Annotated in this window: 15 protein-coding genes; 8 read left to right on the top strand and 7 right to left on the bottom strand. The window is 65.5% G+C overall.

Going from position 1 to position 19,932, the window contains the following annotated elements; translation table 11 throughout:
• Positions 1-64 precede the first annotated feature (64 nt).
• Positions 65-1,327, top strand: a complete 1,263-nt coding sequence (locus tag BEK68_RS20810; protein WP_024541784.1) for a TIGR03862 family flavoprotein — start codon at positions 65-67, stop codon at positions 1,325-1,327.
• Between the two features lie 9 nt (positions 1,328-1,336).
• Here the strand turns inward: BEK68_RS20810 and BEK68_RS20805 are convergent, their stop codons facing one another.
• The gene (locus BEK68_RS20805) at positions 1,337-2,491 is read right to left on the bottom strand and encodes a methyltransferase (protein ID WP_024541785.1); all 1,155 of its coding nucleotides are present in this window, start codon (positions 2,489-2,491) and stop codon (positions 1,337-1,339) included.
• A gap of 344 nt (positions 2,492-2,835) precedes the next feature.
• On the opposite strand from BEK68_RS20805, the gene BEK68_RS20800 reads away from it, so the two are divergent.
• From BEK68_RS20800 to BEK68_RS20780, 5 genes are all read left to right on the top strand, one after another.
• Positions 2,836-3,963 (top strand): DUF4034 domain-containing protein, encoded by a 1,128-nt coding sequence (locus BEK68_RS20800; protein ID WP_024541786.1) that lies wholly within the window; start codon positions 2,836-2,838, stop codon positions 3,961-3,963.
• Between the two features lie 145 nt (positions 3,964-4,108).
• The gene (locus BEK68_RS20795) at positions 4,109-4,843 is read left to right on the top strand and encodes a DUF3348 domain-containing protein (protein ID WP_024541787.1); all 735 of its coding nucleotides are present in this window, start codon (positions 4,109-4,111) and stop codon (positions 4,841-4,843) included.
• 18 nt (positions 4,844-4,861) lie between these two features.
• Positions 4,862-7,168 (top strand): DUF802 domain-containing protein, encoded by a 2,307-nt coding sequence (locus tag BEK68_RS20790; protein WP_024541788.1) that lies wholly within the window; start codon positions 4,862-4,864, stop codon positions 7,166-7,168.
• A complete protein-coding gene (locus tag BEK68_RS20785) occupies positions 7,165-7,818 on the top strand; it encodes an OmpA family protein (RefSeq protein ID WP_004631550.1) in 654 nt (217 codons plus the stop codon). The genes BEK68_RS20790 and BEK68_RS20785 overlap by 4 nt, the downstream gene beginning before the upstream one ends.
• Positions 7,805-8,440, top strand: coding sequence for a DUF2894 domain-containing protein (locus BEK68_RS20780; protein ID WP_024541789.1), 636 nt, complete (start codon positions 7,805-7,807; stop codon positions 8,438-8,440). The genes BEK68_RS20785 and BEK68_RS20780 overlap by 14 nt, the downstream gene beginning before the upstream one ends.
• A 118-nt stretch (positions 8,441-8,558) precedes the next feature.
• Here the strand turns inward: BEK68_RS20780 and BEK68_RS20775 are convergent, their stop codons facing one another.
• Positions 8,559-8,966: an HU family DNA-binding protein gene (locus BEK68_RS20775; RefSeq protein WP_024541790.1), complete on the bottom strand. Its 408-nt coding sequence runs from the start codon at positions 8,964-8,966 to the stop codon at positions 8,559-8,561.
• 192 nt (positions 8,967-9,158) lie between these two features.
• Here BEK68_RS20775 and BEK68_RS20770 point away from each other — a divergent pair, with 192 nt between their 5' ends.
• Positions 9,159-10,361 (top strand): DUF2252 family protein, encoded by a 1,203-nt coding sequence (locus BEK68_RS20770; protein WP_004631553.1) that lies wholly within the window; start codon positions 9,159-9,161, stop codon positions 10,359-10,361.
• Between the two features lie 306 nt (positions 10,362-10,667).
• On the opposite strand, the gene BEK68_RS20760 is transcribed toward BEK68_RS20770, so the two are convergent.
• Positions 10,668-11,963, bottom strand: coding sequence for an Nramp family divalent metal transporter (locus tag BEK68_RS20760; RefSeq protein WP_024541792.1), 1,296 nt, complete (start codon positions 11,961-11,963; stop codon positions 10,668-10,670).
• A 143-nt stretch (positions 11,964-12,106) separates the two neighbouring features.
• Between BEK68_RS20760 and BEK68_RS20755 the strand changes: the two genes are divergently transcribed.
• Positions 12,107-12,976, top strand: coding sequence for a manganese catalase family protein (locus BEK68_RS20755; protein ID WP_024541793.1), 870 nt, complete (start codon positions 12,107-12,109; stop codon positions 12,974-12,976).
• A gap of 266 nt (positions 12,977-13,242) precedes the next feature.
• On the opposite strand, the gene pdeM is transcribed toward BEK68_RS20755, so the two are convergent.
• Genes pdeM through BEK68_RS20730 form a run of 4 tightly spaced genes read right to left on the bottom strand, consistent with a single transcriptional unit; the run spans position 13,243 to position 19,218 of the window.
• The gene (gene pdeM / locus BEK68_RS20745; protein WP_024541794.1) at positions 13,243-13,902 is read right to left on the bottom strand and encodes a ligase-associated DNA damage response endonuclease PdeM; all 660 of its coding nucleotides are present in this window, start codon (positions 13,900-13,902) and stop codon (positions 13,243-13,245) included.
• On the bottom strand, positions 13,899-16,514 hold the full coding sequence (locus tag BEK68_RS20740; protein WP_024541795.1) for a ligase-associated DNA damage response DEXH box helicase: 2,616 nt from the start codon (positions 16,512-16,514) through the stop codon (positions 13,899-13,901). The genes pdeM and BEK68_RS20740 overlap by 4 nt, the downstream gene beginning before the upstream one ends.
• Positions 16,511-18,157 (bottom strand): ATP-dependent DNA ligase, encoded by a 1,647-nt coding sequence (locus tag BEK68_RS20735; protein WP_024541796.1) that lies wholly within the window; start codon positions 18,155-18,157, stop codon positions 16,511-16,513. Before BEK68_RS20735 ends, BEK68_RS20740 begins: the two co-directional genes overlap by 4 nt.
• Positions 18,154-19,218, bottom strand: a complete 1,065-nt coding sequence (locus BEK68_RS20730) for a ligase-associated DNA damage response exonuclease (RefSeq protein WP_024541797.1) — start codon at positions 19,216-19,218, stop codon at positions 18,154-18,156. The genes BEK68_RS20735 and BEK68_RS20730 overlap by 4 nt, the downstream gene beginning before the upstream one ends.
• Between the last annotated feature and the right edge of the window lie 714 nt (positions 19,219-19,932).

Here is a 19,932-nt window from a genome sequence, read left to right as displayed (position 1 = left end):
AGTCGGGATGTGACAATAGCGCCCCGCTTGTCTGCCCCGCGCGATTCGATCCGTTCCTCCCCGCATGTCCGAAACATCCAATGCCCCTCTCGTTGCCGTCATCGGCGCCGGCCCCGCCGGGCTCATGGCCGCTGAAGTCCTGTCGCGCAACGGCGTGCGTGTGGAGGTGTTCGACGCAATGCCGTCGGCCGGACGCAAATTCCTGCTGGCGGGTATTGGCGGGATGAACATCACGCATTCGGAGCCGATCGACGCGTTTCTCGGCCGCTATCGCACGCGGCGCGAGGCGCTGGCGCCGTTCATTGGCCGCTTCAGCCCCGATGCGCTGCGCGCGTGGATTCATGGGCTGGGCATCGACACGTTTGTCGGCAGTTCGGGGCGTGTCTTTCCGACTGAGATGAAAGCCGCGCCCTTGCTGCGCGCATGGCTGCACCGGCTGCGCGAGGCGGGCGTGCAGCTGCACATGCGGCATCGCTGGGTGGGCTGGGCAGAACCGTCGGACCACGCGCAGGTGCTGCGCTTTGAAACCGCCGGCGTTGAACGGCTGGTGCAAGCCGATGCCGTGGTACTGGCCATGGGCGGCGGCAGCTGGCCCCGCCTGGGCTCCGACGGCGCCTGGGTGCCGTTGCTGGAGGCGCGCGGCGTGCAGGTGCAACCCTTGCAGCCCGCCAACTGCGGGTTCGACGCCGATTGGAGCGCGTATTTCCAGGAGCGTTTTGCTGGGCAGCCCGTCAAGTCGGTCGCCATCGGTTTGCGCTCGGGCGATGACGATGCGCTGCAATTTCGCCAGGGCGAGTTCGTCGTCACGCAGACCGGCATTGAAGGCAGCCTTGTCTATGCGTTGTCGGCGCCCATTCGCGATGCGCTGGCCGCAGAGGGCAGTGCGACGATCTGGCTTGATCTTGCGCCAGGCTGGAGTGCGCAACGTGTGACAGATGAACTGATGCGCCCGCGCGGCGCGCGTTCAATGTCGAGTCATCTGCAAAGCAAGCTGAATATCACGGGCGTAAAGCTCGGCTTGCTGCGCGAGTGCCTGAGCAAGGAAGCGTTTGCCGATCTGGCTCAATTGGCCAAAGCCATCAAGGCGCTGCCGTTGCGGCTCATACGCACGCGACCCATCGACGAGGCGATCAGCACCGCAGGCGGCGTTGCATTTGAAGCATTGGATGCAAAGCTGATGATTGAGCGTCTGCCGGGCGTGTTCTGCGCAGGCGAGATGCTCGACTGGGAAGCGCCGACGGGCGGCTATCTGCTGACGGCGTGTTTTGCGAGCGGCGCCGCTGCGGGGCAGGGCGCGCTCGACTACCTGGCGACGATGGCGCGCTGAGTCACTGGTTTACTGGCGGGCCTTCAGGCGCCACAGCGACGTCACCTCGGCAACCCGGGCCCGATAGAGCGGGTCGTTTTCATCGGACGCCTTCGGGTGCTTCGGCTTGATGTCTTCCCGGCCCACCACCTGCAGGCCGGCCGCGTCGATCATCGCCAGCAGGGCATCGCGCGTGCGCAGGCCAAGATGCTCGGCAAAGTCCGACAGGATCAGCCAGCCCTCGCCATTCGGCTCCAGATGGGCGGCGAGGCCGTCCAGGAAGCCGCGCAGCATGCGACTGTCCGGGTCGTAGACGGCGCGCTCGATGGGCGAGCTGGGCCGTGCCGGCAGCCACGGCGGGTTGCACACAATCAGCGGCGCTCGGCCTCCGGGAAACAAATCCGCATCGACAACCTCAACCTGGGTCTGCAGACCGAGGCGCTCCACATTCTCACGTGCGCAGGCCAGCGCGCGCGGGTCCTGATCGGTGCCGATGACGCGTTTCACGCCGCGTTTGGCGAGCACCGCTGCCAGCACGCCCGTGCCCGTGCCGATATCGAACGCCAGGGTTTTCGAAGGCAACGGTGCATTCGCCACCAGCTCGATGTATTCGCCGCGCACGGGCGAGAACACGCCGTAGTGCGGGTGAATGCGCTCACCACCGAGCGCGGGAATCTCGACACCCTTCTTGCGCCACTCATGCGCGCCGATCAAGCCAAGCAGCTCACGCAGCGAGACGACGGAAGCGGTATGGCTCGTGCCGTAAGCCTCCGTGCAGGCGTCGCGCATGTCGGGGGCGCGGCGCAGCGGGATCGTGTAATCCGCATCCAGCGGAATCAGCAGCATGCCGAGCGTGCGGGCGCGCTGCGATTGCGCCTGTCGATGCAGGTTGAACGCATCGATGGGCGAGGCGGGTTCCTTGCGCGCCTTGCCAGGTTTGCGATCCGTGCGGCGGGACATGGCCTGCAGCAGTTGGCGCGCGTTCTGGAAATCGCCTTGCCAGAGCAATGCCGTGCCTTCGCACGCGAGGCGGTAGGCGGCATCGGCTGTGGTGCGATCGTCCGCGATGGCCACGCGCTTGGGCGGCGGGTTGCCGGCTTCGGAGCGCCAGACAGCGGTATGGACGGCGTCGCTGCTGGCTTCAGGGCGGTCGTCGGTCCAGGTGAGGGTGGGGTGATCGGTCACGGCAAATGGGCGAGAAAGCGGGGAGGGTGCGGTAGTGGGCGACACGATACCGCTTTTTGGGTGCGAGCCGAAGGTTAAGCGGTGATTCCGTCTCCGCAGCCGTGCCGATCACGCCATGCGCGCACGTGTGCCCGGACAAAAGGCGCGGCACTTGGCTACCCTACTTGGCTTAATTCCTTTTATCTTCGTGCTAGCTGCTGGTGGTCTCTATGCTTCTCAAAACTGTGGGGGAACATGGCTGCGCGAGTCTTTCGTCTTTCCGGTTTCCTGCATGTTCGAAAGTGCGCGCTACGGGGGCAGTTAAAGCAACCGGTCCAAACGCTGCATTGATAGCGAGTACAAAAATGATCAAAAGAATCTTGCTCTGTTGCCTTGTCTGCGTCGCATTTCAATCAATGAGTTCGGCGGCAGAGCCGCCCACTAGCGAGGCCGCGCAACGGCGTGCCCTGCTGATGGAAGGGCGCTATACCGAGCTGGACCGGCAGATGTCTGGCCTGCAGCAGGCCTATGGACGCGGAGCGATCAGCGACGAGCAGTTGTCGGGAGCATTCAGAGCCTTCTACTACTCTGATTCGGCGATGGAAACCAAGCTCGATCAATGGGTCGCGGAGTTTCCACGTTCCTATGCGGCCTTGTTGTCGCGCGGGATCTACTACATGGCGATGGGATGGTCGCGGCGCGGAAGCAAGTATGCGCGGGACACCACCGATGAACAGTTCGCGGGAATGGGCGCGTACCAAAGTATGGCGCTACGCGATTTATCGAAGTCTGTTGAACTGGATCCAAAGCCGATCTTGTCCTATCGGGAAGGGATTGAAATCGGTAAGGCTCAAGGGATGAAAAAACACAACCGGGTGCTGCTGGAGCAGGCGCTCAGGAAGGACCCGCAAACGGTGGTGGTCAGGCGGGCCTATCTCAAGTCGCTACGTTCGAAATGGAACGGTAGCCCGGAAGAGATGGCTGCTTTTGTCGATGAGTGTCGAAAGGCAAATGTGCCGGCAGCGACGCTGAAGGAATTTTCGGCGCTGGCCATTGCGGACAGCGGTTGGGTCAAGATAGGTAAAAAAGACTTTGCGGGCGCCGAAAAGGACTACGCTCAAGCGCTTTCGCTGAACCCGGATGATCGGGATGCACTGACGCAAATGGGCCATGTCCTTATTCGCCAGCAAAAATACGAGCAGGCGCTTGGCCCATTGTCGAAGCTCATCAGCCTCGAGCCGCGTGACACATACGCGCTGTCGGCCAGAGGCTCGATTTATCACCGCATGAAGAAGTCCGACCAAGCCGCAAAAGACTACGCACAGGCCGCAGATTTGGGCGACGCCTACTCCGAAAACGAGCTGGGCAAGTTCTACTGGTTTGGGATTGCGGTGCGTCAGGACAAGGAACGCGCGCTCAAGTTGTTTCGCCAAGCTGCCGAGCAGGGCAATAAAGATGCACAGAACAATCTTGCCTGGGCCTTGACGCAGTGACGAAGAGGCGAGGCAGCCCCGTGCATTTCAGTGCGGGCGCGCTCGCATGAAGGTTTCTTGCGGTAAGTGACTTCGGTGCCACTCATGGACCCCAGTCCGACCCGGCAGGCAGTGTAAACTCCAGCCTTTTTTCGGCACTCGTAGCATGGCGCACGCCCAGCAACGCAGGGCGCTCAGCGGCCCCGCGCTGATCCGCATTCTTGCTCGCCTGACGGACGTCGACGTTTCCGCATCTGCGCAGCCCCTTTCTGACCGGTTGAGCCAATGGCTCAGCTGGACGGATGCCATCACGCTTTCGTCGGCATTGAGCGTGGCACCGCCCGCCAGTGCCTCCAGCACGCGGCCCGTCGGCCCGGACGCCGAAACCATCGGTGGCCGCGTCCGCGCGGCGTTGACGAAGTCCATCGCGTCCAGCTGTGCGCCCGATGCCAGGCCTGGGCCACGCGCGCCGATCCAGAACCCGTCGGTGCCGGTGGTGGTCGACTACGCCGATTTCCGGCAGCGCTACGTGCTGATGCAGCAGACCATGGAACTGGAGATCAGTGACCTGCGTGGCCGCCTGCGGCGCCTGCTGGCTGCCAGGACGCCCGACCTCGCGCGCCTTGCGGTGCTGGATGACAGCATGGAGCAGGCGCTCGCGGCCCGCGAACGTTCGTTGCTGGGGGCCATTCCGTCGATGCTGGGGCCGTACTTCGAGCGCCTGCGCGCGGCCGAGCAGCAGCGGCAGGCCGAGCTGCCCGCGGAGGGCCCGGCCACCCAATCCACATCCCGCGCCTGGCTGGATGCGTTCCGCAAAGATATGCAGAGCGTGCTCCTGGCCGAGCTCGATGTTCGTTTTCAACCGGTCGACGGGTTGCTCGCAGCCCTTCGCCCCCGCTAAGCGGGACAGACACCATTCATGTCCAGACATCACCTGAATCTCATCGTTTTTTCTGTCGGGCTGGCGGCCTTGGGGTGGATTGCCGTCGGCTACCTCGTTGGCGGAAACCTGCTGGCACTGGCCGTCACGCTCGTGATCGGTGCCGCCTATGTGGCAGGCGCGCTGGAGCTGCGCCGCTATCGGCAAGCCACGGGCACGGTCGCCCATGCCGTGGCAGGGTTGTCCGAGACGCCGCCCAATCTGGCGGCATGGCTGGAGCAACTGCACCCCAGCGTGCGCAATGCCGTGCGCCTGCGTGTGGAAGGCGAGCGCGTTGCGCTGCCTGCGCCCGCGCTGACGCCGTATCTGGTGGGCCTGCTCGTGCTGCTTGGCATGCTCGGTACGCTGCTCGGCATGGTGGTGACGCTCAAAGGCACGGGCGCAGCGCTGGAAAGCGCGACGGACCTGCAGGCGATCCGCGCATCGCTGGCCGCCCCGATCAAGGGTTTGGGATTCTCGTTCGGCACCTCGATTGCCGGTGTGGCAACGTCGGCCATGCTGGGGTTGCTGTCGGCGCTGTGCCGGCGCGAGCGGCTGCAGGCCGTGCAGGCGCTCGACGCAAAGATCGCGACCACGCTGCGCATCTACTCGCACGCACATCAGCGTGAAGAGACGTTCAAGCTTCTGCAGCGGCAATCCGATGTGATGCCCGCGCTGGTTGATCGGCTGCAGGCGATGATGACGTCGCTGGAGCAGCAGGGCGCGGCCAGCAGCGAGCGACAGATCGCCGCCCAGCAGGCATTTCTCGACAAGGCGCAGACCGCTTACAGCCAGCTTGCGTCGTCGGTCGGTCAGTCCTTGAAGGACAGCGCAGCGGAGAGCGCACGCGTTGCCAGCGCAGCGCTGCAGCCGGTGGTGGAAACGACGATGGCGGGCCTCGCGCGGGAATCGGCCGCGCTGCAGGAGACGGTCACGCACGCGGTGCAGCGTCAACTGGATGGCCTGTCGACGCGCTTCGAGGCGACGGCGGAGGCGGTCTCCGGTATCTGGAACAACGCCCTGTCGGCGCATCAACGCTCGAGTGAGGCGCTGGTCGGTCAGGTCGGCACGTCGCTCGACCGGTTTGCTCAGACATTCGAGCAACGCTCGGCGCGGTTGCTCGATAGCGTGGCCGAGCGCCTGGATGCCGCCGCAGACGGACTGTCCGCTGCCTGGCGCGATGCGCTGGCCCGCCAGGAACACGCCCACGCCGAGCTGGCCACCCAGAACCAGCGCGCGCTGGAGGCGGCTGCCGCCACGTTCGAGCAGCACGCCGTGTCGTTGCAAGACGCGTCGCGCCAGTCGCATACGGCGCTGCAAGCCGCACTGGAAGCACGAGACGCGCAACGTCTCGCGGCCTGGACCGAGGCGCTCAGCGCAACGGGCGAGAAGCTCAGCCAGGCGTGGGAGAAAACCGGCGCCGATACGGCGAATCGTCAGCAAGATATCTGCGATGCGTTGGCGCAGACAGCGCGCGATATCGCCGCGCAGCAGGACGCATCGCGCCAGTCGCATGCCGCGTTGCAAGCTGCGCTGGAAGGACGGGACGCACAACGTCTGGCGGCCTGGACCGATGCCCTCGGCGCCATGGGCGCCAAGCTGAGCGAGGCGTGGGAAAAGGCTGGCGCCGATACGGCAAGCCGTCAGCAACAGATTTGCGACGCACTGGCCCAGACCGCACGCGACATCTCCGCGCAAACGCAGGCGCACGCCAACGACACGATCGGCGAGATTTCGCGCCTGGTCCAAGCCGCGTCGGAAGCGCCCAAGGCCGCGGCCGAAGTGGTGGCCGAGCTGCGCCAGAAGCTGTCCGACAGCATGGTGCGCGATACCGCGATGCTGGACGAGCGTGCGCGCCTGCTGGGCACGCTGGAAACGCTGCTCGACGCGGTCAACCATGCATCGACCGAGCAGCGCACGGCGGTGGATGCGCTGGTGGCAACGTCGGCGGATCTGCTGGAGCGCGTGGGCGTGCGGTTCACCGATCGGGTGGAGGCCGAGACCGGCAAGCTCGGCGCGGTGGCCGCGCAGGTGACCGGCAGCGCGGTCGAGGTGGCGAGCCTTGGCGAGGCGTTTGGTGTGGCCGTGCAGCTGTTCGGCGAGTCGAACGACAAGCTTGCAGCCCAGCTGCAGCGTATCGAAGCCGCGCTCGGCAAGTCGCTCACGCGCAGCGACGAACAGCTTGCCTACTACGTGGCGCAGGCGCGCGAGGTGATCGACCTGAGCATGCTGTCTCAGAAGCAGATCCTGGAAGACCTGCAACGGCTGGGTGACCAGCGCGCGCTGGCCGGGACCGAAGCGGCATGAACGACGAGATTGACGGTGGCATCGAGGCCACAGCACCGGTCTGGGCCGCGTTTGGCGACCTGATGTCGGTGCTGCTGGGCGCGTTCGTGCTGATTCTGGTGGGCGTAATCGGCGTGCAGCTGGAGCTGTCCTCCAAGCTGGAGAACGAGGTCAAGCAGCGCGAGGCCGAGGCGCAGCGCCGCAAGACGCTGGAGCAGGCGCTGGCCGGCCCGCTGGCAGCCGGACGCGTGACGCTCGTCAACGGGCGCATCGGCATCAATGGCAATGTGCTGTTCGCGATCAACTCCGATCAGCTGCAACCCGAGGGCCGCACGCTGATGAAGAGCCTGGCGGGGCCGCTGGCCGCGTATCTCACGTCGCGTGAAGAGATCCTGATGGTGAGCGGGTTTTCCGACGACCAGCAGGTGCGTGCCGGCAATCGGCTGTTTGCAGATAACTGGGAGCTGTCCGCCAAGCGCGCGTTGACCGTGACGCGCGCATTGATCGACGAAGGCATTCCCGCATCGAGCGTGTTTGCGGCAGCGTTTGGTTCGCAGCAGCCCGTGAGCTCCAATGCAGACGACGTCGGCCGCGCCAAGAACCGGCGTGTGGAGATCGCGCCTGTTCCCAGGCAAGCCGCTTCCAACGGTGGACGCCGTGAGCCGCATTGATGTGTCCGCGCAGGCCACGCTCGACAGCTGGCGCGCAAGCGGCGCGGATCGGCTGGACCGCGTGCGCTTTTCCTTCATCGAGGCGTTGCATCGGCGTGCGGCCGGCCAAACCGGCGAGGCGCGGCGCCTTCTCGATGCGCGGCTCGGCGAGCTGATCGCAGCCTACGCGCAACACGTCGATCGCACGACGGCAACGTCCGACGCGAGCGATGCAAAGGCACCGGCCGACAGCGCGTTGGCCGAACTGCTGTGTGACATTGCCAGCCGGCAACGCTCGGATGTCGGCAAGGCTGCAGATGGCGGTTCTGAGCCTCATCTGCGTGCATTGCCGGAACTAAAGATGCTCGAAGACGTGCGGCAGACCTGGTCCCGCGTCAGCGCCGAGAAGCAGTTGCGTGAGGCCCTGGACAAGGTGCCGGTGAATGCCGGGCCGCTGAATTCGAGCAGTCTCGTGCATCGGTCGCTGCTGTTGATGCGTGAGGTGTCGCCCGATTACCTGCGGCAGTTTTTGTCGTATGTGGATGCGCTTTCGTGGCTGGAGCGCATGAGCGGGGATGGCGCTGTCGGCGGCCAGGATGCTGCCCGCAGCGGTGGAAAGGCGGCGCGGGGCAAGGCGCGCTAGGCATCACAGCAGAGAGTCATTCGGCGAGGCGGCATCGGCCGCACTGCCCGCCGGTTCTTTCGACCGGCAAGCACGCAAAAAAAGGGAGCCGAAGCTCCCTTTTTTTTTGCGGCGGCGATCAGCTGTTGACCGCTGCGTCCTTGACCTTTTTCAAGGCGCGGACTTTGACGCGCACGGTTGCCGGTTTGGCTTCGAACCACTGATCCACACCGGTAAAGGGGTTCTTGCCGAAGCGGCGCTTGGTTGCCGGCACCTTGACCGACGTCACCTTGAACAGGCCCGGCAGCGTGAACTCACCCGCGCCCTTCTTGTGCAGCGAAGCCACGATGGTGTTCTCCAGATGGAGCAGCACCGCCTTCACCGCCTTGGCGTCGACGGCGGCTTGTTCAGCCAGATGGCTCACCAGGCTCGCCTTGGTGAACGTGTCCTTCAAAGGCTTCAGGGTTGGCGTCGTTGCAGCAGGCTTCTTTGCTGGCGCGGCCTTCTTGGCAGCGGTCTTGGCAGCGGTCTTGGTTTTGGTGGCCATAGTGAAAATAGATGGTTGGGTAAAGTTGACCATTCAATGGAAGCGACACCTGTGCAGCGCGCTTCGAGCAAGCATAGCAAAGGTTGACCGCCGTGGAGGCGTTATCTAGGCTGTTTTAGGGGCCAGGGAACACTTATTGCATGCGGTTTGGGGTCCATCACCCAGTTAAAGCATCCCAGGTTCAGCACAGACATGTCCCAACGAAAATCGTCGCACAGCGCGGTGAGCCCCAAAAACCGTGCGCCCATACTCGCCCGGCTGCGCCAATCGAAGATGACGCGCTCCACGCATGCGTACGTTCGCGGCAGCACCGCAAAGTTCTACGAGTGGCTGAGCGAGGTGCAGTCGCACACGTTTCCCGAGGGGCCGACCATCTGGATTTGCGGCGATTGCCATGTCGGCAACCTCGGCCCGATCGGCCATACTTCCGGCGCCGCGCGCATACAGATCCGGGATCTGGACCAGACGGTGCTGGGCAATCCCGCGCACGACCTGATCCGGCTTGGCGTCTCGTTGGCGACGGCCGCACGCGGTTCGGACCTCCCTGGCATCGTGACCGCACGCATGGTGGAGGCGCTGATGGCGGGGTACCTGCACGGCATCGACCCCGATGCAGCGTTGCGCTTGCCGCCGCGCCCTGCATCCGTGCGCACAGCCATGAAAGCGGCGACTGCACGTACGTGGAAAGAGCTGGCCAAGGAGCGGCTGAGTGACACGTCTCCATCCATTCCGCTAGGGCGCCATTTCTGGCCGCTCTCACGAGAAGAGCGGCGCGAACTGAAACATCTGGTGAGCCAGCACGAGGTGCTTGCCCTGGTGGCGCGTCTTTACGAAATGCCGGGCGAAGCCTCTGTCAGCATTGTGGATGCGGCGTACTGGGTCAAAGGGTGCAGCTCGCTCGGTCAGCGGCGTTATGCCGTCTTGCTGGCCGTCGATCAGGACCGCGGGCCGCGGTATCGGCTGATCGATATCAAGGAGGCGGGCAAGGCGGCGGCGCCCAGTGCTTCTTCAGGCGAGATGCCCCGGATCAACGGCGAGCGCGTGGTCACGGGCGCGCGCCGTCTTTCTCCTGACCTGGGCGATCGAATGGCATGGGGGCGCATGCTTGGCGGTAGCTTTTTCATGCGCGAGCTGCAACCGCAAGACCTGAAGCTGTCGGTCGACAAGCTGGAGCACAAGGACGCCACGGTCCTGGCCGCATATCTGGGCAACGTCGTCGGCCTTGCGCATGGCAGCCAGATGCCCCGGGATGTCGCGATGGCATGGCACCGTGAGTTGCGGGCGCGTCATGGACGCTCCATCGACGCGCCGTTCTGGCTCTGGTCTTCGATTGTCGATCTGCTTGGGCTGCATGAGCGCCAGTATCTCGAGCACTGTCGCGCCTGGGCAGGCTGATCTGCTGCGCTGCATCTCTCCACGGGCACAAACGCTGCTATCGAGCCTTCGGAGCCATCGCGAGGCAATGATGGAGGATGGCGCTCGGCTGCCGAAGTGCGCAGTCAAGACAACGGCAACGTGGCGCGGTGCACATGGCGATGGGCGCGCCTATGCAAAGATGACTGCCGTGACCTTGGACGAGGATTTCGACAAACCGGCGGACGTCGTGCTGGGCCATGTTTCGCTGGCCGACTTCCTTGCGGCAGCGTGGGTATGTGCGGCGCCCGCCTGACCGGGTCAGGGCGGTAGCGTCATCCCGCATCGCTATGCGACGAGATGAACGAGCAGCGCGCCGTTCAACCCAGCCACCAGCACGGCCCCAACCGTCGCCACTAGAACCAGGCCGCGCCCGGCGGCATGCTGCCCCATCAGGTCCGGCCGGCGTGCCAGCCAGATCAGCGCCGCCATGGGAAACGGCACCACCATGCTCAGAACCACCTGACTGAGCACCAGTGCCTGCGTGACATCCATGCCTGCGCCGATGACGATGAACGCCGGCACCATGGTGATCAGTCGGCGCATCCATACGGGCAGGCGTACACGCAGGAAGCCTTGCAACACCATCTGGCCCGCCATCGTGCCGACCGCGGAGCTTGAGAGCCCCGATGCGATCAGCCCGACCAGAAACACCAGCCCCGCCGATGCCCCGAACAACGGCGCCAGGGTGATATAGGCATCCTCAATGCCAGCCACCTCCGCATGTGCGCCGTGAAACGCGCCTGCTGATACCACCACCATGGCGAGGTTGATGCAGCCCGCGGCGGCCAGCGCTGCCACCACCTCGCGGTTGGAATAGCGAAGCAGTTGCGATGTCTCAGACGCACTCCGTGGGCGCACGCGCGTATTGACCAGTCCCGAATGGAGAAAGAGCGCGTGAGGCATCACCGTGGCCCCGACAATGCCAGCCGCCAACATGAACGCATCGGGCGGCAGTGCGGTGGGAACGAAGGTTTGCCGCAGCGCCGCCGCCCACGAGACAGGCAAGATCCACACTTGGATGATGTAAGAGATACCGATGACGGCCACCAGCGCGCCAATCATGAGTTCGACAGAGCGGAACCCCCGCACTTGCAGCATCAGCAAAAGATAAGTCAGCACACCCGCGAGGACCATGGCGTACAGCAAAGGTATCCCGGTCAGCAGAGCGATACCGACGGCGGCACCGACGAACTCCGCAAGGTCGGTCGCCATGGCCGCAAGCTCGCTGATGAACCACATGCCAAGCCCGGCCGGCGCGGGCAAGTGCGTGCGACAGAGCTGCGCCAGGTTCCGGCCCGTCACGATGCCCACGCGGGCAGAGAGCATCTGGAACAGCATCGCCACCAGGCTGGATGCGAGCACGACCCAAAGCAGTTGATATCCGTATCGCACGCCGGCTTCAATGCCCGTGGCGATATTGCCCGGGTCGATATACGCCACCGAAACCACCACGGCCGGCCCGACAAACGGCGTGAACGTGCGCCAACCACGTCGCCGGCCGTCCAGCGCTTCGCGCGCGTGGGCAATGACGCATCTCGATGCAGAAGAGCCGTCGGGTTCAAGCGCGAGACTGTCGTCCATGGATGCTCCAGGATAGGCGGCGCAGGGCCCTTCGCAACGCTCGTACCCGATGGCTCGCTGGCCAAGCGTGCAGCGTGCGATGGAATGGGTGTTGCGGAGAAGGGACGCGCCATGAAGGCACCCATCCTTTCCGGAGAACACCCATGTTCATGCACAACAAGCGATTGCAGTACACCGTACGGGTCAGCGAAACCGATCCTGGCTTGGCCAACCTGCTCCTGGAGCAGTTCGGTGGCCCGCAAGGCGAGCTTGCTGCCGCCATGCGCTATTTCACGCAAGCCGTGGCAGAAGAGGATGCAGGCCGCAAGGACATGCTGTACGACATCGCGACGGAGGAGCTGAGCCACCTTGAGATCATCGGCACCATCGTCGCCATGCTCAATCGCGGTGCCAAGGGGGAATTGGCGGAAGCGGTGGATGAGCAGGCGGAGCTGTATCGCAAGCTCAATGGCGCCGGTAACGACAGCCATGTGACGCAGGTGCTTTATGGTGGGGGCCCATCGTTGACCAACTCAGCAGGCGTTCCGTGGACGGCCGCCTACATCGATTCACTGGGCGAGCCGACGGCGGACCTGCGTTCGAACATTGCGGCCGAAGCCCGCGCCAAGATCATCTACGAACGGTTGATCAACGTGAGCGACGACCCCGGTGTGCGCGATGCGCTTGGCTTTCTCATGACGCGCGAGGTGGCGCATCAGAAGTCGTTCGAGAAGGCGCTCTACGCCATCAACGGCAACTTCCCCCCCGGCAAGCTGCCGCCGGTGCCGGAGTTCAGCGATGCGTATTTCAAGATGTCGCGCGGTGGTCCCATCGTGCAGGCACCGTGGAATAGCGGTACGGGTCTTGAGTTGGTCGCAGACCCCCCGATGCCTGCGGACGGCGGAGACGGCAACGCGTCGGTCAACCTGACCGATGCCGAACTGGCTGCGCTGGAGGCCATGAAGACGCGTCTGGCTTCGGACCCGGCTGTCGATCCGACCACCGGTGCGGAGCTTGGTGAAGCGAAGGCGTGATGACCGCATCCAGGCCCGGGTGCAGCGTCACTCGGGCCTGGACATTGCGTCTGCGTCAGACACCGCGCGTTTCAAGCCCGAACAAATATGGAGGCGCTCATGCATATGCGAGAACTGCTTGCGATCGCGGCGCTCACCCTTGCCGTGATTGCCATCTACTCGCTCGCCCGCGGCCTACCCGCCGGTGTGTTCGGGGCAGGCGAACAACAACGCGCGCCGATTCACTCGAGAGTCGATCCCCCGCACGAACAACGAGAAGTTGCGCCTTAGCTCGGCAGCGGCCAGACGCGGTCGTTGGCGATAGCAAAGAGCGCTTCCCCCGGCTCGGGCGGTGCGGTCCACAAACCTGTGAACTCGCCAAATGCGGGCAGCAACGCGCTGGTGGGACCAAAGCGAAAGCATGGCAGCCGGAGCCGGTCCTTTGCGCGCCCACTGATGACGACGCCCGGGTGCACGTGACCGGCAATGACGTAGCAATCGGGCACCACCTGCGGCTCATGGCATAGCGCGAAGGGGCCGATTGGCCACGGCTCTTCCACCACGTTGAAGTGCAAGCCCGCAGGCGGGTCGCCCGCATGACGGTCGTGGTTGCCGCGGACCAGCGTGCAGGCTACGTCGGCGTGCCGGGCGCGCCAGGCGACAAGGGCGTCCAGCGCTGCGTGTGCCTCGCGCGCGTGGAGGAGGTCGCCCAACCACGCGATCTGTGCGACGGGCAGCCGCGCCAGCATCGCATCCAAGCGGGCGATAGCCTGACCGGTGCTTCCGGTGGGCACCGGCACGCCGCGCGCGCGGAATGTCGCGCCCTTGCCGAAGTGCGCATCGGCCACCATCAGCATGCGTCGTGCGGGCCACCACAGCGCGCGCTCGGGCAGGAGCCATACGGTTTCGCCCGCGCATCGGATGACGAGGTCCTGAGGAGGCGTCATAGCAGTGGGAGCGGCTTCGAAGTCTTGCGTGGCCGGCGCGTGCGGCGGCTGGACTTGCCTGCTGCGTCGGGCGATTCGGTCAGGCGCAATGCGGCCTGTACATCTGTCTCGATCTCCGGCCGTGTTGCGGCATCCGGGTCGGTGGGCTCGGGACCGGCGGCGCGTTCTGCTTCGGCCAGCATGCGTGCGATCCGATCAGCGAGCTTCTCGGTTGAAAGCTGCTCGCGAAACCGCTCCACCATCAACGGAAAACCGAACGGCGATGGACGTTTCAGTGCGCATAGCTGGAGCTGCAAGCCGCGCATGCGGACGAGGGCGGCTTCGATACGGTCGAGATCCAATTCCTGGCGCAGCACTTCGGTTTCGGCCTGCGACAGCAGCAAATTGCCCGGGTCGTGGCGCCGGAAGACTTCATAGAACAGGCCCGAAGATGCCTGCAACTGGCGCGCGCTCTTGTGCGCACCGGGGTAGCCCTGAAACACCAGACCCGATACGCGTGCAATCTCGCGAAAGCGGCGTTGCGCCAGTTCTCCGGCGTTGAGGCTGGCCAGCACATCGTGCATCAGCGTGTGAGTGGCAAAGAGTTCGCCGCTGGCCAGCAGCGCCGGCCAGTCGATGGGCGTGGCCGACAGCAGTTCGAGGCCGTAGTCGTTGAACGCGAGTGAAAAGGTGGCCGGCGTGCGATTGGCTGCGCGCCAGCCCAGAAGGCTCGCCAGGCCCAGGTGCGCATGCCGCCCGGCAAACGGGTAGAGAAAGAGATGCCAGCCCTCGCGGGAGTGCAGCGTCTCGGCGACCAGCATTGCCGTGGTGGGCAGCGCAGACCAGCGCGCCTGCAACTCCAGCAGCGGCCGCGCGGCCTCCATTTCGGGGCTGTCGAAGCGCGCATGTGCTGCCGCGTCGAGCTGCGTCACCACCGCGTGTGCCAGCTCGGTGGAAAGCGGCATGCGGCCGCCGTTCCAGCGGGGCACGGCGGCGCGTTTGCCGGTGGCACGCCTTACGTAGGCGGTCATGTCCTGCACGCGTACCAGCTCCAGCAGGCGGCCTGCAAACATGAAGTTGTCACCGGGGCGCAGCCGCGCAATGAAACCTTCTTCAATCGACCCCAGTGCGCCGCCACCGGACGCGTGCCACCAGCGCACGGTCATCGTTGCATCGCTGACGATGGTGCCGATGCTCATGCGGTGTCGCCGCGCGAGCCGTGCATCGGGCACGCGCCAGATGCCGTGTTCATCGGGCATGACGCGGTGGTAGTCGGGGTAGGCTGTGAGCGAGTGGCCGCCCTGTCGCACGAAATCGAGCGCCCATTGCCACTCGTCGTCGTGCAGATCCCGGTAGGCCCAGGCGCGGCGCACTTCCTGCAGCAGCGCGTCGGGCACAAAGCCGCCGCCCAGTGCGACCGTCACCAGATGCTGGACCAATACATCCAGCGGCTTGTGTGGCGATGTGCGGGCCTCCACCTGTCCTGACATGGCCGCAGCGCGGGCCGCAGCGCCTTCCACGAGTTCAAGGCTATGCGTGGGCACCACCGTCACGCGAGAGGGCCGGCCAGGTGCGTGGCCAGATCGCCCCGCACGCTGCAACAGCCGCGCCACGCCCTTGGGCGAGCCGATCTGCAGCACGCGCTCCACCGGCAGAAAGTCCACACCCAAATCCAGGCTTGACGTGCAGAACACCGCCTTGAGCATGCCTTGCTTGAGCCCCGTCTCGACCCAGTCGCGCGTTGCGCGATCCAGCGAGCCATGATGCAACGCAATCAGCCCCGCCCATTCCGGCCGCGCATTGATGACCGCCTGATACCACAACTCCGCCTGCGAGCGCGTATTGAGAAACACCAGCGCGGTGCTGGCACTTTCCAACTCTTCCAACACGTGCGGCAGCATCGCCATGCCAAGATGTCCGGCCCACGGAAACCGGCCTACGCCATCGGGCAGCAGCGTATCGATCTCCATACGCTTGGGCAGGTGCCCTTGTACCAGCGTGCCGGCGGTGGGGGTTCCTGCGTCGCCCAGCGCGTCCATGGCTTCCGCCAGGTTGCCCAGCGTGGCGGAAAGCCCCCACACGATCAGATCAGGCGACCACGTGCGCAGCCGTGCCAGCGCCAACTGGACCTGCACGCCACGCTTGTTGCCCACGAGTTCGTGCCATTCATCCACGACCACCACGCGCACCGAGCCGAGGGCCTCGCGTGCATCGGCTCGTGCGAGCAGCAACGACAGGCTTTCGGGTGTGGTCACCAGGGCCGTGGGCAAGCGGCGTGATTGCGCGGCGCGTTCGGCGCTGCCGGTGTCGCCGGTGCGCAAGCCGAGCGTCCAGTGCGGCGCCAATGCCTGTGCGGCTTCGGTCAATGCGCGCGTGGTGTCGGCCGCCAGCGCGCGCATGGGTGTGAGCCACAGCACCGACAGCGGCGGTGCGCCGCCGCGCCCGCGCACCTGCGCCAGCCGCTGCAGCGCCCCGAGCCAGACCGCATAGGTTTTCCCCGCACCTGTGGTGGCATGCAGCAGGCCCGATTCGCCGCGTGCCATGGCCGACCACACGGTGCGCTGGAAGGGCATGGGCGTCCAGCCACGCGCAGCAAACCACGTATCAAGGTCGGGCAGTGCAGGTTCGTTCATGACGGCGGTAACAGGCTTTCCAGCGTCTGCAGCGTATCGGCTTCTGCGACGGGCTTGTCGTGTCGCCAGCGCAGCATACGCGGAAACCGCACCGCGATGCCGCTCTTGTGCCGCGCGCTGCGCGCAATGCCTTCAAAGCCGAGTTCGAATACCAGCGTCGGCGCCACGCTGCGCACCGGGCCAAAGCTCTCCACTGTGGTCTTGCGGATCAGCGCGTCCACCTGGCGGATCTCTGCGTCGCTCAGACCGGAGTACGCCTTGGCAAAGGGCACCAGCTTGCGCTCGGGCGCGTCGGGCGGTGCATCCCATACGGCGAAGGTGTAGTCGGTGTACAGACTCGCGCGCCGGCCATGGCCCCGCTGCGCATAGATGAGGACAGCGTCTACCGAGAACGGATCGACCTTCCATTTCCACCAGACGCCCACATCCTTGGTGCGGCCCACGCCGTAGCGCGCATTGCGTCGCTTGAGCATCAGCCCTTCCACGCCCAGCTCACGCGAAGCTTCCCGCTGCTGCGCAAGATGCTGCCAGTCGTCGCCTTGAAGCAGCGGAGACAGCTCGAGCGCCGGATGGATGCATTCGGCAATCACGCGTTCGAGTTGCGCGCGCCGCTCGCTCTGCGTGCGCTCGCGCAGATCTTGCCCCTGCCATTCCAGCAGGTCATACGCCAGCAGCACGGCCGGCGCTTCCCGCAGCACGCGCGCATTCAGCGTCTTGCGGCCGATGCGTTGCTGGAGAAGCGCAAACGGCTGTACGCGGCCCGCATGCCACACCACGATCTCGCCGTCGAGCACGGTGCCGGACGGCAGCACCTCCGCCATGGCGGACAGTTCGGGAAAGCGTTCGGTGATGAGTTCCTCGCCGCGTGACCACAGCCATGCGCTGTCGGCGCGGCGCACGAGCTGCGCGCGGATGCCGTCCCACTTCCATTCGATTTGCCATTCAGCGGGCGCGCCGAGCAGGCTATCGAAGGCGTCCACTTCGGCCTGCAGCGGGTGCGCAAGAAAGAACGGATACGGGTGCCCGGTATCGAGCGCGTGGCCGTCGACGCTGGCATCGGCCAGCAGCGCCCGGTAGCGCTCCGCGGCGGGCGCCTGCCCGATGTCGGTATAGCCCATCAGCCGTTGCGCGACGTGCTTGGGGTCGGTGCCGCCCACCTCAGCCAGCGCGCGCGTGACCAGCAGTTTCGACACCCCCACGCGAAACGCCCCCGTGATCAGCTTCATCAACACCAGCCGCGCATGCAGCGGGAGCCCGCGGCACAGTTCAGCCAGACGCGGCAGCACCACTTCGGGTGGCTGCCCGCGCAACGGCAGCAGGCGGGCTTCCATCCATTCGGCCAGGCTGGCGTCATCTGCGTGATCTGCATCGGGCAGGACGAGCGCGATGGTCTCGGCCAGGTCGCCCACGGCCTGGTAGCACTCGTCAAACAGCCATTCGGGCAAGCCGGAGGTGGTCTGCGCAAAGCTGGCGAGCACGCGCACCGGCACCAGCTGGCGCGGCTTGCCGCCAGCCAGGAAGTAAACAGCCCACGCAGCGTCTGCATCGGGCGCGGTGCGCAGATAGGCCACCAGTGCGGCCAGCTTGCCGTTGCTCGATGTGGTGGCGTCGAGCTGCGCGTACAGATCGGCAAAGGCTTTCATGACGCGGGCGTGTCCTCTGGCGCGCCTGCGGTGGGCGTATCACCTGTTCCGGCGGCTTCGCTTTCTTCGGCCTCGTCGCCATACTCGGTGGCGAAGGCGCGCGCATCCAGGCCGCGTTCGCCCAGCCACCGCACCATGGGCGCGACCTGTCCGTGCGTGACATAGACACGCGTGGCCCCCGTGGCGTCGATGGCCTGCAGCAAGCCGGGCCAGTCGGCATGATCGGACAGCACGATGCCGCGATCGACGCCGCGCCGCCGACGTGCGCCGCGAAGCTGCATCCAGCCGCTGGCAAACGCATCGGCATAGTCACCAAAACGCCGCATCCACGACGTGCGTTGTGCGGAGGGCGGTGCCAGCACGAGGGCACGCCGCAAGTCCGCGCGTGGCACGTCGGTCGCGAGTTGCGTGGGTGGCAGCGCCACGCCCGCGTGTCGATAGGCGGCATCCAGTTGCAGCATGGCGCCGTGCGAAACAATCGGCCCAATGTCGGTATCGAGGCCAGAAAGAATGCGCTGCGCCTTGCCGAACGCGTAGCAGAACACGACGCTTGCGCGCCCCGCGTCGGCATTGCCGCGCCACCATGCGTTGAGCTGCGCAAAGATCTCGGTCTGCGGCCGCCAGTGGTAGATCGGCAGCCCGAAGGTGGATTCGGTGATGAAGGTATTGCATCGCACCGGCTCGAACGGCGTGCAGGTGCGGTCCGCCTCGACCTTGTAGTCGCCGGACACGACCCACACTTCGCCGCCGTATTCCAGCCGCACCTGCGCGGAGCCCAGCACGTGACCCGCCGGGTGGAAGCTCAGCCGGACGCCGTGGTGGACGATGGATTCGCCGTACGGCAGCGTCTGCAGGGGGATATCGGCACCCAGGCGCGCGCGCAGCACGCCGGCCCCAGGGGCGGCAGCGAGGTAGTGCTGGTGCCCGACGCGGGCGTGGTCACTGTGGGCGTGCGTGATGACGGCGCGGTCAACCGGCCGCCATGGGTCAACGTAGAAGTCGCCTGCCGTGCAATACAGGCCGCTGGGCGTGGTTACGATCAGGTCCGCTGCGCTGGTCATCGATTGCTCTCATTAGATGCCCCCTCATCCGACGCCCGCGACAGCCGCCCGCGACAGCGTCAGCGCAATGGCTGCTTGCGTACGGGCTCGGCACGCATGTCGGCCGGGCCCCCGGGCCCTGCGGCGGCGGCACCTGGGCCGGCCGAATCACCACCACTAGGCTGACGCGTTCCCGCGGAAGTGTCCGCGGGCTGCGTGGCGGGCGACTTCGGTGCGGAGGCCGGCATGGTGTCCGGATACCGCGACAAGGAGTGCTTTGCCGTCTTGGGTTGAACCGCTGGAGCGGCGTCTGGCGATGCCGGGTGCGGCTCAGCCGGCTGCGCAAGCGAAAGCCCGCTGCCGGACGTCGATACCAGAAAGAATAACCAACCTGCGGCTGCTTGTTTTGCTGCTCGTAATCCCTGATGCATGCATGGGCTCCGTTGCGCTCCCGTGGAGGAAGCAGCCGGCATGCCAGGCGTGCTGGCGGGCGATTGCAGAGCGGTTGTGGAGCGGTCGGGGGTCGCGGCTGAGGAGGCGGTTGGCCATTTCTTCAAGGGTGGGAAAAAGGACGGTCAGCGGCCCTGGACCTCCGAAAACCGGTGAGCGCTACTTCTCAGTTGCTGAGCGACCCATCCAGAATTTGATCTGTATCAGCCAGCGAAGGCCAGCATCGACATACCGTGGGGTCCTATTAGAAAGAGCCATCCAATAGGCTAAAAACGGGGGAGCATC

Origin of the sequence: Ralstonia pickettii (assembly GCF_001699815.1) — a bacterium.
GTDB classification, from domain to species: domain Bacteria; phylum Pseudomonadota; class Gammaproteobacteria; order Burkholderiales; family Burkholderiaceae; genus Ralstonia; species Ralstonia thomasii.
Note: the sequence above shows the minus strand (reverse complement) of the source record. Positions and strands in the feature narration are given on the sequence as shown.